Origin of the sequence: Limisphaera sp. 4302-co, assembly GCF_049537155.1 — a bacterium.
Taxonomy (GTDB): Bacteria; Verrucomicrobiota; Verrucomicrobiia; order Limisphaerales; family Limisphaeraceae; genus Limisphaera.
In genome coordinates this window covers 44,678-61,648 of record NZ_JBMVQZ010000017.1, presented here as the reverse complement: position 1 = coordinate 61,648, position 16,971 = coordinate 44,678, and the positions used below count along the sequence as shown (strand labels likewise).

The window sequence follows — 16,971 nt, the reverse complement described above, 5'->3', positions numbered from 1 at the left end:
GATACCCTTCAGGCGTCCCCCAAGCCACCGGGAGACGGTGTTTCCTGCACCATCCCCAGCCGTTTTTGAATCTCCTCCAAGGGCACACCCTTCGTCTCCGGCACCATCCATTTCACCCACAAGAGCTGCAGGATCATCATCAGACAGAAAAACCCGAAAATCCCCGCCGGGGGAAGCGACTCGGCCATCCTCGGGAACACGCTGGTCAAAAGCGCGGCAAAAAACCAGTGGGTGAAGCTGCCCAGCGCCTGGCCCTCCGCGCGCTGGCGATTGGGAAAAATCTCGGCAATGAACACCCAGATCACCGCCCCCTGGCCAACGGCATGCGCGGCAATGAACAGGAAAATGAACGGCGGCACCCACTCATAACGCCCGGTCAGGAAACCCAGCGCCACCATCCCCAGAGATAGGATGTATCCCACCGACCCGAGATAGAGCAGGGTCCGGCGGCCCGCGCGATCAATCAACCAGAGTCCCACCAGCGTGAAGATCAGGTTCGTCAGCCCGATACCAACCGATTGGAGCAGCGCCGCCTGCCGTGCCAGCCCGGTCCATTCGAAGATCCGCGGCGCAAAGTACAGCACGGCGTTGATGCCGGAGAGCTGATTGAACATGGCGATCAAGAACGCCAGCAAAATGGGCCGGGCCAACCGACGCGACCAGAACCTTTCCTTTTGCCCCGGCGCAACCGAGGCGGCCAGGATTTCCTCGACGCGCGCTTTCCATTGTTCCGCTCCGCCCTCCGGCTCGACCCAGCGCAGCACCGCCAGCGCCCGCTGGCGATCGCCCCGTCGGACCAGCAACCAGCGCGGACTTTCCGGAATCCCCAGACAAAGCATCGTGTACAAAAGGGCCGGAACCGCCTCCACCCCCAGCATCCACCGCCACGCACTTTCTCCTCCCCACCAGCCGATCAGGGCGTTCGAAAGAAACGCCGCCAGAATTCCGAACACGATGTTGAACTGGAACATCCCCGCCAACCGACCCCGCCGCGCCGGAGGGGAAATCTCCGCGATGTACATCGGGGCCGCCACGGTGGCAATCCCCACCCCCAGCCCGCCGATGAAACGTGCCAGACTGAACGAATAAACGCCGGTGGCCAGGGCCGACCACACCGCCGACACAAAGTACAGAATCCCCACGGCGAACAACGTCGGCCGCCGGCCCAACCGGTCGGCCGGCCACCCGCCGATCAGCGCTCCCAGAACGGTGCCGTACAGGGCCGAACCCATCGCCAGACCATGCAAACCCGCGCTCAGGCCCCAAAGACGCTGAATCGTCTGCTCGGCACCGGAGATCACGACGGTGTCGAATCCGAAAAGGAAACCCGCCAACGCTGCGGTCAGTGACCAGAAAAACACACGCATCCCCCGGGACAAGATTGCGTCCGCCGAAACACGGGTGGGTCTGTCTTCCGACATGCCGGACCCTTCTCTACGGACGCCTCCCCGCCAGCGGCGGCCCCTTCCAGCGTCCGAAGCAAACCGCCTTTACCCACACCAAAGCCCTTCCCCCGTGTCAAGCCCGGCCTCCCTGTCGGCCCGCCAACCCTTGAGCGTGTCGGCCGCCCGAGCCGGCCTTCCCGGCCCCTGGTCGTCCATCCCGCTGGTTGCCCGTGACGTGCCGTCCACGCTGCCGCATCGTGCATCCGGGCGCCGACCCACACACAGGCTTGTCGCCGCCCGGACACGGCCGCTAGCTTGGACCGCGCCATGGAAAACGTCGTTGTCGTGGGATCCGGATGCGCGGGCTGGACCGCCGCACTCTACACCGCACGGGCCAACCTGCAGCCCTTGGTACTCACGGGTACCATGCCCGGCGGCCTGCTCACCACCACCACCATCGTCGAGAACTTCCCGGGCTTCCCGGATGGCATTGACGGGTACGAACTCATGACCCGCATGCAAAAGCAGGCCGAACGGTTCGGTGCCCGCACACGGATGGCCACTCTCGAATCCGCCAATCTCCGCACCCACCCGTTCGAACTGGTCGCGGACGGTGAGCCCATCCAAGCCCGCGCCCTCATCATCGCCACCGGTGCCAGCCACCGCAAACTCGGCCTGGAAAGCGAGGCCAAACTGGAGAACAGGGGCGTCACTTACTGCGCCACCTGCGACGGTGCCCTCCCGATCTTCCGCAACAAACCCCTGGTGGTCGTGGGCGGAGGCGATTCGGCCTGCGAAGAAGCGCTCTATCTCACCCGGTTCGGTTCCGTGGTGTACCTCGTGCATCGTCGCGACCGGTTGCGGGCCTCCAAGATCATGGCCGACCGTGTCCTGGCCCACGAAAAGATCAAACCCATTTGGGACACCGTCGTCACCGAGATCCTCGACGTGCAACAGAACCGGGTCACCGGCGTCCGGCTCAAAAACGTCAAAACCGGAGCCGAACAGCTCCTCGAATGCGCGGGCGTTTTCATCGCCATCGGCCACATCCCCAACACGGCCCTCTTCAAAGGTCAGCTCGAAATGGACGAGGCCGGTTACATCCTCACCAAGCGCGGTCCGGTCACCAGCGTGCCCGGTGTGTTCGTGGCAGGGGACTGCGCAGACCCGTACTACCGCCAGGCCATCACCGCCGCGGGCATGGGCTGCGCCGCCGCCATCGAGGCCGAACGCTTCCTGGCCGCCCAAGCCCATTGAGGCGGACGCGGCACGGCCGGGTACGAACCGCTCAAGGAGGCGTGCGGCTCGAAGGCGCTCCTCCCGCCTGCAAACCGGGCGCGGTGCTCCCCAACACGCCCCCTCCGTGCCCCGGGTGAAGCCGGGACCGCCACGGGCCCGGGCAGAGCCTGTCACCCGTTGGCGTTCGGACGGCGTCGCCCGTGGGCCATCGCTTCGCCTGGTTGAAACCCACGGAACCTCCGCGCGCGCAATGGACCTTCCGGGCAAGGGACGCCCCCCGCAAAAGCAACCCCCGGCTTTCAACGGTGATCCTCACCCGACAAGTTGCATCCGCACGGGATCCCCGCGTCCGCACCGCCGGCAGGCCCGGAGCCGATTGCGCGCCGCCCCGCTCTGCAGCCCATGCACGGGGTGGCAACCCGCTGGTCCATTGGACGGCGATCGGCCAGTGGCTTCGACGCGTGCGGCCACCAGCGAAGACAGTCCAGCCGCTGACACCCCACCGGCCGATCCCGTGGCAGGCGACACCAGTCCCCGCCCTCTTTCAGCCGCTGCCCCGAGAACCTCCGCACCCACTCATGCGAAACACCGGCAATGCCGCAAATGTCTGCCTAGCGCAAAGACCCGGGGCACAAAAAAGACCGGCGAGGGAAACCCCTCGCCGGCACGCGAAGGCAACCCGACTCAAATCAACGCCGCCGCAGGAACATAAAGGGCAACCCGCCCAACAGCAACAGCGCCGCGGAATTCGGCTCCGGAATCATGTAGGCCACTGCATTCAAAAACAGTTGGGGACCATCACCGATCAGATCAAAAATCCCGGCAACTTCTGAAGTTCCGGCGGTTCCACTCTCCCGGCTGCCCGTCAGGAAGACCAAGCGTCGGCCGCCCAACACCTCGCTCCGCACACCTCCGTCCGAGGGGGTGAGCGTCGCCCCCGCCGGCCATTCAGCTATGATCATCCGTGTACCACCCACTGGCCCCGCGTCATCCGGTGCGATGGTTGCCAGAATGGTACCCCCGCCGTCCAAAGGATCTGTGTTCACAGAAATCCCCCGTTGGACATTGTTGGTCCCATCAATGACTGCGGTGATGATCGTCGCATAGGGGTTGACCATTACGTTCTGCGCATCCAAGCTCACGCCGTTAAAGATGGGGTGAGCAGGCTGTTCAATGCGAAGGCGGATGTCGTTTGTGGTGTCGGGAATCGTGGTTCCGGTGGTGAAACCAAGTCGGTTCTCCCGCAAAACGTAGCCCCCCAGGATCATCACGGGCTTCGTGATCAGCGAGTTCCAAGCCAGCGTTTCATTGGACTGCTGGTAGTGGCCGCTGTTGACCGAACGGCTGATGATGATCAGATCGAACGTATTGAGCTGGTCAATGAGGCTTTGGGGTGGGCTGTCCTGGGTTAAAAAGCGAGTCACGCTGTACCCGTGGGTGGTGAGGAGGCTGGTGTAGCCAACATCAGGCGCCTGCGTAAACCCCCGGGCAGCGGCGGCAGCAGACGGCTGATTATCCCCGGGGTGAAAGCTGATCCAAGCAATGTTGCCTTGAGCCCATGTGGTGACCGCTGCCATGGTCACCACCCCACAGAGCGCGCTGACAGTACGCATGGTTTTTGGATGACCGGAGGTTGTTCTAGGTTTGGTATACTGACAGGGCCGCTTGTAATCAAACCTCCACAATTTTGTCAACAACTTTTTTAATCATCGATCCGACACGCGCCTCGAAGCCGTTTGTCTGCAGGCTCCATGAGGCCTGCAGCCAACCGACCCAGCCCATCCAAGCAGCCGTACTGCCTCCTTCGGCCTCGAGGCGGAGCTCACGCCCTTGACGCAAGCAATCCGACACCGCCAATTTCCGCGACGCACACATGGCGTTGGACGCCAACGAGTTGAAACGCACGTCGGGATCCCGTTGTCCCTCGGGCCTCCGTGGCCGGCCGCAGTCCCATGGCGAACTTCAGCCGGGCAATGGAGCGGCGCCGGGCCCGGCCAGGTTCACCGGAACGGATCCCTTCCGCGTCAGGGTTGGTGGACACCAGGTGGTCTCGCTGCCTTCAAGCGGGTCGCCGGCGCCACCAATACATGCGTTCCAAGCCGACCCGATTCGGGTACGAACGGGGTACCCATTCTTCGAGCAGCTCGAAATGGGGCGAAAAGCGCTGTTCGACCTCCTCGGGTGTGGTCCCGAACGGTGGTTCAGGGCCCTGGTCGGGGATGAGGTAATGAATCGCCAAAAAATGTCCGCCCGGGCGGAGCCATCGGAGGACGGCCGCCAGGTAAGCGTCGCGGTCGCCGGGCAGGATGGCGCAGTAGAGCGTATGCTCAAAAAGCCAGTCGAAACGCTCCGGCGGTTCGGCACGCAGGAAATCCGCGCAGAACACCTCCCCGGGCAGACCCGCCGCGGCCAGACGTTCCCGGGCACGGGTCACCGCCGAGGGCGCAAAGTCCAGGCCGGTGACCGAGAAACCGGCGCGCGCCCAGGGCAACAGGTCATGGCCGGTCCCGCATCCGGGCACCAGAACGGTGCCACGCGGGAGGTCCGGGTGTGCGGCCAGAAAATCCACCAAGCCGGGCGCCGGCTCGCCCTTGTCCCAGCGGGTGTCTCCCGTTTGGTAACGCTGCTCCCAATACTCACGGTTTCGCGGGCTCATGCGATCTGGTCAGGCGGTAAGCAAGGCCATCGAGCATCAAGACAACGGATGGGCCGGGCCGGGGACGGCACCGGAACGGTCCCGGATTCGGCCGTCGGCCAGTTCCACCACCACGGGTGCATGCGCAGCCACGCGGTCGTCGTGCGTGGCCATGATCAGGGTCACCCCGCGCTCGGCCCGGATCTCCAGCAGCAACTGCAGGATTTCCTCGCCCGTGTGAGAATCGAGGTTCCCGGTGGGTTCGTCGGCCAGAACCAGGTCCGGTTCGTTGATCAGGGCCCGGGCGATGGCCACGCGTTGTTGTTCCCCACCGGACAGCTCGGTCGGTTTGTGGTCCATACGATCGGCCAATCCCACACGTGCCAGCAGGTCGCGGGCGCGCCGGACCGCCGTGGCCGCGTCCACCCGTGCCATCCGTGCCGGCAGACAGACATTCTCCAGGGCATCCAGTTCGGGGAGCAGGTGGTACGCCTGAAACACGAAACCCACATGCCGGTTCCGGAACTGCGACAGCGCCGCTTCCCCCAGCCCGGACAGCGGGCGGCCCTCGAAGCGAATCTCACCCTCGTCAGGCACGTCCAGTCCGCCCAAAAGATGCAGGAGCGTACTCTTGCCCGCGCCGGACGCGCCACGGACCGCCACAAAGGCACCCCGCGGAACGGTCAGATCCACGCCCCGCAGGACTTCCAGGCTCCGCTTGCCCATGCGGTAACGCTTGACCAGGCCGCGTGCCTCGAGAATGGGTGACCACGCAGGCTGCCCCGCCCGTGGGGAGGCAGACGCCGCCGTGAAAACCTGGGAAGCGGGATCGGGCTTATTCATGCCGCAGCGCCTCCACGGGGTTGAGCCGGCTGGCGTGGTGGGCGGGAAACGCCGCGGCCAACAGACAGATCAGGAGCGACCCTCCGCAGATGATCGCCACGTCCTGCGGCAGTACCAGGGCGGGCAGTTGATCGAAACCGTAGATGGAGGCGGGGAAAAGTTCGAACCCGGTGAGCCTGCGCAGGAAGGCCAGGAACTCGTTTCGATACGCGATGGCCGTGAGACCGAGCGTCATGCCGCCCATCACGCCGCCGAGACTGACGATGAGGCTCTGTCCCAAAAAGACCCACAAGACCTGCCGATTGGTGGCCCCCAGGGCCTTCAAAAGTCCGATTTCGCGCGTCTTCATGACCACGAAGGTGATCAACGTACAGGTGATGCCGAACGCGGCCACCACCACGATGAAAAACAGGATGTAAAGCATGACGTTCTTCTCCACCAGAACCGCCAGCATCAAAGGGCTGTCTTCCATCCATGTGGTCACCAACACCGCCGGTCCCAGCTCGCGTCGCAGGGCCCGGGCGGCGGCCTGGGGTTGCAACGGATCGCGCAGGGCCAGCAGCAGCCCGTGCACCGCATCTTCGCCGCCCAGATCGAACAGCTCCTGGGCATCCTCCAGACGGGTGATCACCACGTTGGCATTGAACTCGTAGTAACCGGCATCGAAGATCCCGCGCACGGTGAAATCCTCCGGCAGGATCGCTTCCGGCTGCTGCCTTTCATGGCTTTCCTTGAGCCGGCGGAGCTCCTGCCAGGAATAGACCGTGACCCGGTCGCCCACCCGAAGGCCCATGTTCTCGGCGAACACGGTACCCACCAACAGATCGCGCGGGCCCAGCTCGAACCGGCCTTCCACCATGTTGCGCGGCAGGGCGGTGACCTGTGCCTCCCGCTCCGGCAGACAACCGCGCACCACCGGCGCATACACCCGGGGTTGACCGTCCGGCGGCTGGGTCTCCACCAGGACCTGGCCCAACACGAACGGCGTCGCCCCGGCCACCGCGGAATTGGTCTCCACCCGCGCGAGCCAGGTCCGCCAATCCGTCATCACACCGTCGCGCAACAGTACGCGCGCGTGGGCATTGAAACCGAACACGCGGTCGCGCAGGTCCCGGTCGAACCCGCTCATCACGCTGATGACGATGATCAACACCGCCACGCCAAGCGTCACCCCCAGGACGGAGATCAACGTGATGACCGAGACGAACGACCGTTTGGGCCGCAGATAACGCAGCGCGAGCAACAGTTCAAACGGCAGTCGCGACATCCGCCGCAGGCTAGGCACCCTCACCCGGGCTGTCAATGAACGCACCGGCCAGACAGGCCCAGCGGCGTGTCCGTGACCGCTCTCTTCATCTCCCCTCCAACACGCCATCCGGGCACGCCACCGGCACAGCCCGGGTCGGAAACTCCGGCGCAGAAAAGCAAACGGACGCACCCCCCGAGGACCCACCCTGCACCGAGGTGCCTTCACGCCGCGAGGCTACGATTGCAACCGCCCCTCGCTTATGGTTACGTTAAAACTGTGGCGCATTTGCCCGGCCAGGGAGCGGTCCCCGCCTGCAGGGGCGCGGATAACCTTTGCAGGAGTGTCCTCGCACTTTTCTCACTCCTGATGCTGGCCATGTGCCCACTCGGATCGGCCCGTGCCGGCGTGTGGTTCAACGAAATCCACTACCACCCCGTCTCCGAGGACCTGCGCGAGGAATTCATCGAACTGTACAACGGCGGATCGAACGCAGTCTCGCTGGCGGGCTGGCGATTGACACGCGGCGTGGAGTTCACCTTCCCGGACGTGCCCCTGGCTGCCGGGGACTATCTGGTGGTCGCGGCGGATGTGGACCGGTTCCGCGAACTGCACCCGGATGTCACCAACGTGGTGGGGAACTGGTCGGGTCGCCTGAGCAACAGCCGGGACACCCTGGAGCTGGTGGATGCCGCCGGACAGGTGGTCAATCGCGTCACCTACGCCGACGAAGGCGACTGGGCCGTCCGGATGCGCAGTGCGCCGGACCGCGGCCAACGCGGCTGGATTTGGACCACACCGGCCGACGGCGGCGGTTCTTCCCTGGAGCTGGTCCAGTCCGGATTACCCAACATCCATGGCCAAAACTGGCTGCCCAGCCGGGTTCCCGGCGGTACGCCGGGCCGACCCAACTCGGTCGCTGCGTCGAATCTACCCCCGATGATCGTCGAAGTACGGCACTACCCCGTGGTGCCGCGGTCCACCGACCCGGTGTGGATCACGGCCCGGGTGGTGGACGAAAATCCGGGCCGGGTCGGTCTGGTTCTCCACTGGCGAGTGGACGGCGCACCGGAATTCCAGACCGTTCCCATGCAGGACGACGGCACCCACCAGGACGGCCTGGCAGCAGATGGGTTGTTCGGTGCCATGGTCCCGCCGCAACCCCATGACGCCATCGTGGAGTTTTACCTGGAAGCGCTGGACGAGACGGGACAAACCCGCCTCTGGCCGGCACCCGCGATGGAAACCAACGGCGTCGCGCTCGGCCCGGTGGCCAACGCCCTGTATCAGGTGGACGATGTCAGATACTCCGGGTCGTTCCCGCTCTACAAGCTCATCATGAAAGAGGCCGAGCGCGCGCAACTGGCCGCGATCGGTTCCGCCACCGACGGCACCCAGTACTCGGACGCCCAGATGAACGCCACGTTCATCAGCCATGACACCACCGGCTGGGAGGTTCGTTACCTGGTGGGCGTTCGGAACCGGGGTCACGGCAGCCGAAACCGCCAACCGAACAATTACCGGGTCAACCTTCGCTCGGACGAACCCTGGCACGGCGTCACGGCACTCAACCTCAACGGCCAATACAGTCACCTCCAAATCCTGGGGGCCACGCTCGCCCTCAAGGCCGGCCTGGCCGGGGCCTTCTCGCGGCCCGTCCAACTCCGCATCAACAACCGCAACCCCGGGAACAACGGACCCCAAACCTACGGCGGCTGTTACGCCGCCAATGAAGTCATCAATAGTGAATGGGCCGAACGCTGGTTCCCGGACGACCCGGCCGGCAATGTGTACCGGGCCCTGCGCGACATCGCACCATCCGTCTTTGCCTGGCGCGGCACCAACTACCGCTCCTACACCAACACCTGGTTCAAGTGGACCAACACCAGCGAAAACGACTGGTCCGACCTCCTCCAAATGCTGCGCGTGCTCGGGACCAACGACCTGTTCAGCCTGGAAACCGTCCGCTCCGTCATCCATCTCGATCAATGGATGACCTACTTCGCGGTCATGGCCCTCTTCGACAATCGCGAGACCTCCCTCTACAACGGCTACAACGACGACTACGTGATGTACGCCGGTGCGGTGGACCGCCGGTTCCGGCTCATGTACTACGACCTCGACAGCATCCTCGGCCAGGGCGGGCATTCGGGCAGCACCACCGGCGATTTCCTGCAATGGACACGTGACGCCGACCTGCCGGCACTCCAGCAGCTCTGGTCCCTGCCCGAAACCCGTGAGCTCTTTTATCAGACCCTCGACCGCCTCATGCGTACCACGTTCAGCGAGACCGAATTCGCACTGACCGTGGACCAGACCTTGCGGGATTTCGTCCCCGAATCCGCACGCACCGCGCTCAAACAGTGGATGACCGCGCGCCGGAACTTCCTTGCCACCGAGATCGCGCCCCACCTGCAAACCCATCCCACCCCGCCCCGCGCCCGTATCCGGGGCGAACCGCGCTCGCCCACTCCTCTGACAACCGCCCTCCTCACCGTGAGCGGCGACCGGGTCGTCACCTACCGTTACCGCCTGAACGGCGGTCCCTGGAGCGATCCGCGGCCCGTGACCGAACCCATCCTCCTCACCAACCTCGTCCATGGCTCCACCCAGCAAGTGGCCGTGCTGGGCGCAGACGCGGAAGGACTCTGGCAACCTGAATCGGCCCCCACCCTCTCCCGCCCATGGATCGTGAACACCAACTGGCCCGGTGTGCGCATCAACGAGGTGCTGGCCCGCAACGTGACAGCCGTTCCGCACGAGGGGACCTGGCCGGACCTCATCGAGCTCTACAACGAGACCGACAGGCCCGTGGATCTCTCGGGCATGCGACTTTCGGACAATCCGGCTCAACCTGCCAAGTTCACCTTCCCTGCCGGCACCGTCCTTCCCCCCCACGACTACCTGGTCCTCTGGGCCGGCAACCCCGACGGCACCTCCGGCCTGCACACGGGTTTCGCCCTCAACCAGGACGGCGAGGGTGTGTACTTGTTCGACGCCGTCCAGCGGGGAGGCAGGCTGTTGGACGCCGTCCAGTTCGGCCTTCAATTGCCGGATCTTTCCATCGGACGGATCGGACCGGCGGGCGCCTTCGAGCTGACCCGCCCCACACCCGGTCAGGACAATCAACCGCAGCCGCTCGGCGACCCGCGCGCGCTGCGCATCAACGAGTGGCTGGCGCGGGCGGAGCAAACCTTCTCCACCGACTTTGTCGAACTCTACAATCCCGGCTCCCTGCCGGTCGCTCTGGGCGGGCTCTATCTCACAGACAACCCCATCGGCCAGCCGCAACGCCATCGCATCGCCGATCTCTCCTTCATCGGACCCGGAGGCTTCCGCCTCTTCCGCGCCGATGGAGACCCGGAACAGGGCGCCGATCACTTGTCGTTCAAACTCGCCTCCGATCAGGGTCTCATCGCCCTTCTGGATCCCGACCGGCAACTGCTGGACATCGTCGTTTACGGCCCCCAGCAGACCGACGTGGCTCAAGGTCGCGTGCCCGACGGCGCCGACCTGGTCCGGAATCTGACGCTTCCCACGCCTGGCGCTTCCAACGGAACCCCCCCGCCCCCCTGCACCACCGAGGTTCAGTCCATCGTGTTGGTGGATTGGACCCAGACGTGGCGCTACCAGCAGACCATCAACCTCGACGGACAACCATGGTTCGAACCGGACTATGACCACGCCGCCTGGCCTTCCGGGCCCGGGCTCCTGGCCTTCGAAAGCAACAGTTCGCTGAGCGGCCTCATCCAAACCGCCCTGGATGATCCGCGTAGGCCGCCCGGCGGCACCGGCCTGCAACCCGGGCATGCATACTATTTCCGCACCACGTTTGAACCCCCTGCGCGGCCCGAAGACTTCACCTACCTGGCCGAGCTGCACGTGGACGACGGCGCCGTGGTCTACCTGAACGGACAGGAAGTCCTCCGGATCCGGATGCCCGCCGGCCCCGTCTCCCACAACACGCTCGCCACCGACGCTCCTCCGGGTGGCGACGCCACCGGCGTGGAAAGCTTCACCCTGCCCGGCGCCTGGTTCTTGAACGGCACCAACGTCCTCGCCGTCTCCGTCCATCAACAGGCCACCAACAGTTCGGACATCGTCTGGGGCTTGCGCCTGACCGCCACGCGCACCTTCACCAACTGCAGCCGCGGCGGCGTGGTCCTCAATGAAATCGTGGCCCGCGCCGCAACCGGAGCCGATGGACCCTCCGCCGATTGGATCGAGGTCTTCAACCCCGGTCCGGAACCCTTGGACCTCACCGGCATGACCCTTTCGGATGACCTCCTGCAACCACAGCGCTGGGTCTTTCCCGCCGGCACGTTCCTCCGCCCGGGTGAGCGCTTGGTGGTGGTGTGCAACCCCGACCTGCCACCGTCCACCACCAACACCGGTTTCGGGCTCGCCGCAGCAGGCGGGGCGGTCTATCTGTTCGACCGGCCCGATAACGGCGGTGCCGCGCTGGATGCGCTCTTCTACGGCGCACAGGCCGCCGGATTCAGCCTCGCGCGCATCCCGGATGGCACCGGTGATTGGGCCCTCGGCCTGCCCACCGCCGGCACGCCCAACGTGCCTGCCGCGCTCGGCTCCCCAACCCTCCTGCGCATCAACGAGTGGATGGCCGACCCCGCGGAAGGAGACGACTGGATCGAACTCTACAACCCGTCCGGTCAACCCGTCGAACTCAGCGGCCTGAGCCTCAGCGATGATCCGGCCGACCGGTTCAAGTCCCCCTTTCCCGCCCGCTCCTACATCGGCCCGGAAGATTACTGGCTCGTGCAGGCCGACGGCCGGGCCACCGCCACGGCCGATCACGTCCGATTCCGACTCGACGCCCGGGGCGGCTGGATCGGACTCTACCTCCCCACCGGTCAACAACTCGACGGTGTCTCCTACGGACCGCAAAACCGGGGAGTGTCCGAGGGCCGGCTTCCCGACGGCGCCGACACCGTCACAGCCTTCCCCTCCACGCCCAGCCCGGGCGCACCCAATTACATCCCGCTCCCCTCCATCGTCATCAACGAGGTCCTCACCCACACCGATCCGCCCTTGGAAGACGCCATCGAGCTGTACAACCCGTCCGCCGTGCCCGTGGACATCAGCGGCTGGTTCCTCAGCGACGATTCTCTGCAACCTTGGAAATACCGGATTCCCGCAGGCACGATCCTGCCCGCCGGCGGGTTCGCCGTCTTTTATGAGTATCAGTTCGGCAATCCGGAGGACCCCCACGCCCTGCAACCCTTCCGCCTCAACTCGGCCCACGGCGGGGAGGCCGTGTTGTCCGAAGTCGATCAAGCGGGCCAGTGGACCGGCCGCCGAATCCGCGTCCGCTTCGGCGCCGCAGCCAACGGGGTCTCCTTCGGCCGGTACCTGACCAGTTGGAGCGAAGAATTCGTGCCCATGGCCGCGCGATCCTTCGGCGTGGACGATCCACCCAACCTGGAGGCGTTCCGCACCGGCACCGGCGCGCCCAACCCGGGCCCGTTGATCGGCCCGATCATCTTCAGCGAGATCCATCCCGCACCGGCAGAACGGTTCGATCCGGACCGGCCCGACTCCGGCCAGTTCATCGAGCTCTTCAACATCAGCGACCGGCCCGTCCCGCTTTACGACCCGAACGCGCCCACCAACCACTGGCGACTCACAGGAGACATCGCATTCACGTTCCCACCCGAGTTCGTCCTGGGTGGCGGCAAGGCGGTTGTCCTGGTCGGTTTCGATCCCGTCAACCAACCCGAAGAGCAGGCATGGTTCCGCGCCACCTACCAGATGGATGAAACCGTGCCCGTACTCGGTCCGTGGTCGGGTCGGCTCGGTGTGCCGGGCGGGACCCTTGCCCTCTACAAACCCGATCCCCCGCAGTTGCCCCCGCAGCCCGACGCCGGTTTCGTGCCCTACGTGCTGGTCGAGCAGCTTCATTACACCGGCGCCGCCCCGTGGCCGCCCTTGACCGGACCGCCCGGACTCTCCCTCCATCGGGCCCGCATCCGCGGCTTCGCCAACGAACCTCTGCACTGGATCACCGACATCCCCACGCCGGGGACGCCGGCCACGGCCGATGCCGACGCAGACGGACTGCCCGACTGGTGGGAACGTCGCCGGGGTTTGGACCCCGCCTCGGCCGCAGGTGACCAGGGCGGGGAGGGCGACCCCGATGGCGATGGCCAGTCCAACCGAGCCGAGTACGTCGCCGGCACCGATCCCCTTGACGCGGCCGATCGCCTCCAGATCGCCCGGGTCCTACCCGCTCCCGGAGGCTGGGTTCTCGAGTTCCCGGCCGTCGCCGGCCGCAGCTACACACTCCTGTGCAGCGACCTCGCCCCCACCGGACCGTGGTACGTCTGGAAACAGTTGCCCACGGTCTTTCAGACCGGCACGGTTGTCATCCTGGACGACCGGCCCCGGTCCGTTCAGAGGTTTTATCGCCTGCAGGTCAGGCTCGAACCATGAAAACCACTCCTCACCCCCTGTTGCCGCGGAATCTCGTCGCTCTGCTCCCTCTGCTTCTGGGCCTCACCTCCCTGCGTGCCGAAACGCCCGTCGGCGGAATCATCACCAACTCCACGACCTGGACCTTCCCGGACGCCCCGTACATCGTCACGAACGACGTGACCGTGGCCCCGGGCGTGACCCTGACCATCGAACCGGGCGTGGAAGTCCGGTTCAACCAGGGCACACGCCTCACCATTCAGGGCCGCCTGTGGGCCGAAGGCACGCCGGATCGCAGAATCCGGTTCACCCGGAACACCGCCGCAGGCGCCACCGGGTGGAGCCGACTCGATTTCACCGCCAGCCCGTTCGAGTCCCGCATCGTCCATGCGGACATCGAGTACGCCACCGGCTCGGGCAATGTCCGCGGCAACCAAACCCGTCTCTACTTGGAGGACGTCATCTGGACAAACACCACCGTCCAGCTCCTCGACCTGACCCAGTGTTCCCTGGTGCTGCGCCATTCGTGGCTGCCCTCCATTCAAAACAACGAACTCGTCCACATCAGCGGCATGCCGGCCAACGGGCACATCATCCTCCAGGGAAACGTGTTCGGAACCACCACCGGCTACAACGACATCCTCGACATCACCGGAGGCAACCGCCCCGGGCCCATCCTGCAACTGCTCGACAATGTGTTCCTGGGTGCGGTGGACGACTGTTTCGACCTCGACGGCACCGACGCACACATCGAGGGCAACATCTTTCTCCACGTCCACCAGGACGCCGCCCGATCCAGCACCGCCAACGCCATCAGCACCGGCGCCGACGGCGGCAACACCTCCGAACTCATGATCGTCCGCAACATCTTTTACGATTGTGACCATGCCATCCTGCTCAAGGACGGCGGCAGCGCCGTGATCCAGAACAACACCTTCGTGCGCATCCGCACCAACGCTCCTGCGGCAGCCCCGGCCGCCGTGGTCAACTTTTACGAACCCCGCCCCGGCGTCACACCCGGCGCTGCCGCGCTACTTGAGGGCAACATCATCTGGGATGTCACCGAGAACCGCCTTTTCCTCAACTTCACGAACGCCTACACCGAATTGCTGGTACGCTCGAACCTCCTGCCCACGCTGGATTTTCCCGGGGGACCGGGTGTGGGCAACACCGTGGCCGATCCGCGCTTCGTCAACCTGGCCGGCCCCCTCACCTGGGACAACATCCGCAGCAACCTGGCACTCCTGCCGGATTCACCCGCCCGCGGCGCCGGACCCAACGGACTGGACCTCGGCGCCCTCGTCCCGCCCGGGGCCACCGTCTCGGGTGAACCGCCATCCACCACCACGCAGACCTGGGCCGTCCTGCGCGTGGCCGGCCCCGGTATTGTGGCCTACAAGTGGCGCCTCAACGACGGTCCCTGGAGCGACGTGGTGCCCCTCACCAACAGCCTTCGCTACGGTCCCACCCTGTTCGACGACGCCGTTCCCATCGTCCTCTCCAACCTTCCGCCCGGCACTTACGCGGTGGAGGTCCTCGGCCTCAACTCGGCCGGCGTGTGGCAGGACGAACAAGCCCCGACCATCTCCCGCACCTGGACCGTGCTGCCGCCTGCACAGGAGGTCGGCGGCACGCTGGCCGGATCCACCACCTGGTCCGGCACAGCCCTCGTCCACGTCACCAACAGCGTGACCGTGCCTGCCGGCGTCACACTCACCGTGGACCCCGGCACCGTGGTCCGCATCGCGGCCGGTGCAGGAATCCGCGCCCAGCCGGGAGGGCGCATCCTCATCCGCGGCACACCGGAAGCGCCGGTCCGGATCGAGCGGCTTTCCCCGGACGATTGGTCGGATCTCAGTGCCACCGGCACCAACGCCGAATTGGTCGTTCGGCATGCCGTCATCCAGGGCGGCCAGACCGCCGTCCGCAACGGAGCACACGGACGTTTCGACTTCGTCACCTTCCAGCACTTCCCCGGCGGCAGCGGCAACACGCCCATCCTGCTGAGCGAGCGGGCCGCATCCATCCACGTTCACGCCTGTCGCTTCACCAACTATTACGAAACGCTCTTCCGCTACGGCGTGATCGTGGTCGAGGATTCATTGTTCGAGTCGATCCGCGGAGACGGCATCGATTTCGATGGTGCCGCACCGGGCTCGGTCGTCCGGCGCTGCACCCTGCGACACGGCGCTGCCAGCAACGTGGACGGCATCGATCTGGGAAGTGACTCGGCCGGTGTCACCGTGGAAGATTGCTGGATCCACGACTTTCCGTTCGACAAGGGGGTCTCCATCGGCGAAGCCTCCACCAACATCGTCGTCCGCAACTGCGTCATCTACGACGTGGAGAGCGGCGTGGCGGTGAAGGACTCATCCGTGGCCGTGCTGGTGCAAAACACCGTCACCCGCGCCCGGCACGGGTTCAACCTGTACGAAAAAGTCGCCGGTCAGGGCGGTGGCCACGCCATCGCTTGGAACAACCTCCTCTGGAACAACCAGGAAGACGTCACCTTGGACGCCCTTTCCACACTCACCCTGCACCATTCGAACACCGGCGGCCCCGCACCGTGGCCCGGCGAAGGCAACATCAACGTGGACCCCCGCTTCCGCAACCCTGCCTTGAACGATTTCCGGCCCGACCCCGAATCGCCCGTCAACACCGCCGGAACCAACGGCACTCCACTCGGAGCCCTCGCCGCCGTGGGCTCGTTCCTGGTGGACAGCGACGCCGACGGCGTGCCCGACCCCCACGAATGGCTGTGGGGACTCGACATGCACGATCCGGCCGACGGCTCGTCCGACGCCGACGGCGACGGTCTCTCCGCCCGCGCCGAGTTCCTGGCCGGCTCGGACGCCCGTGACCCACGCAGCCGGTTGGAACTCACGATCCTGCACGACAGCCAGGGGCCATCTCTGATTGTCCCTGCCGTGGCCGATCGCCTCTACACCATCGAGACCCGCCCGCTCGCCACGGGGACCGAGCCATCCTCGTGGGCCCCTTACGCCCTGTTTACCGCCACCAACACGGGACCGGTCCGGGTCCCCATCTCCACCGAACCAGCCCCGGGACGGTGGTTCCGCCTCGGCGTGCAACCTGCCTGGTAACCGGCACGCGGCCGACGGGCCGGCATTCGACCGCGGCAGCGGCGTACGCCCGGGCCGCTCCCGTGCCTCCTGCCAGGCCGTCGTGGACCG

The 16,971-nt window shown here is 65.7% G+C and carries 8 protein-coding genes; 3 read left to right on the top strand and 5 right to left on the bottom strand.

Annotated features, from left to right (window positions below):
* Positions 1 to 8 precede the first annotated feature (8 nt).
* A complete protein-coding gene (locus ACPDIX_RS14105; protein WP_423432443.1) occupies positions 9 to 1,367 on the bottom strand; it encodes a sugar porter family MFS transporter in 1,359 nt (452 codons plus the stop codon).
* Positions 1,368 to 1,712: 345 nt separating this feature from the next.
* Here ACPDIX_RS14105 and trxB point away from each other — a divergent pair, with 345 nt between their 5' ends.
* Positions 1,713 to 2,642 (top strand): thioredoxin-disulfide reductase, encoded by a 930-nt coding sequence (gene trxB, locus ACPDIX_RS14100; RefSeq protein ID WP_423432442.1) that lies wholly within the window; start codon positions 1,713 to 1,715, stop codon positions 2,640 to 2,642.
* Between the two features lie 671 nt (positions 2,643 to 3,313).
* Here the strand turns inward: trxB and ACPDIX_RS14095 are convergent.
* The 4 genes from ACPDIX_RS14095 to ACPDIX_RS14080 form a co-directional block, all read right to left on the bottom strand.
* Complete coding sequence (locus tag ACPDIX_RS14095) at positions 3,314 to 4,201, bottom strand: PEP-CTERM sorting domain-containing protein (protein WP_423432441.1); 888 nt, start codon at positions 4,199 to 4,201, stop codon at positions 3,314 to 3,316.
* A 482-nt stretch (positions 4,202 to 4,683) separates the two neighbouring features.
* A complete protein-coding gene (locus ACPDIX_RS14090) occupies positions 4,684 to 5,280 on the bottom strand; it encodes a methyltransferase domain-containing protein (RefSeq protein WP_423432440.1) in 597 nt (198 codons plus the stop codon).
* Positions 5,281 to 5,316: 36 nt separating this feature from the next.
* A complete protein-coding gene (locus ACPDIX_RS14085; protein WP_423432454.1) occupies positions 5,317 to 5,985 on the bottom strand; it encodes an ABC transporter ATP-binding protein in 669 nt (222 codons plus the stop codon).
* A 109-nt stretch (positions 5,986 to 6,094) separates the two neighbouring features.
* Positions 6,095 to 7,369 (bottom strand): ABC transporter permease, encoded by a 1,275-nt coding sequence (locus ACPDIX_RS14080; protein ID WP_423432439.1) that lies wholly within the window; start codon positions 7,367 to 7,369, stop codon positions 6,095 to 6,097.
* 357 nt (positions 7,370 to 7,726) lie between these two features.
* On the opposite strand from ACPDIX_RS14080, the gene ACPDIX_RS14075 reads away from it, so the two are divergent.
* A complete protein-coding gene (locus ACPDIX_RS14075; RefSeq protein WP_423432438.1) occupies positions 7,727 to 13,798 on the top strand; it encodes a lamin tail domain-containing protein in 6,072 nt (2,023 codons plus the stop codon).
* Positions 13,795 to 16,881 (top strand): right-handed parallel beta-helix repeat-containing protein, encoded by a 3,087-nt coding sequence (locus ACPDIX_RS14070; RefSeq protein ID WP_423432437.1) that lies wholly within the window; start codon positions 13,795 to 13,797, stop codon positions 16,879 to 16,881. The genes ACPDIX_RS14075 and ACPDIX_RS14070 overlap by 4 nt, the downstream gene beginning before the upstream one ends.
* The last annotated feature ends 90 nt before the right edge of the window (positions 16,882 to 16,971 follow it).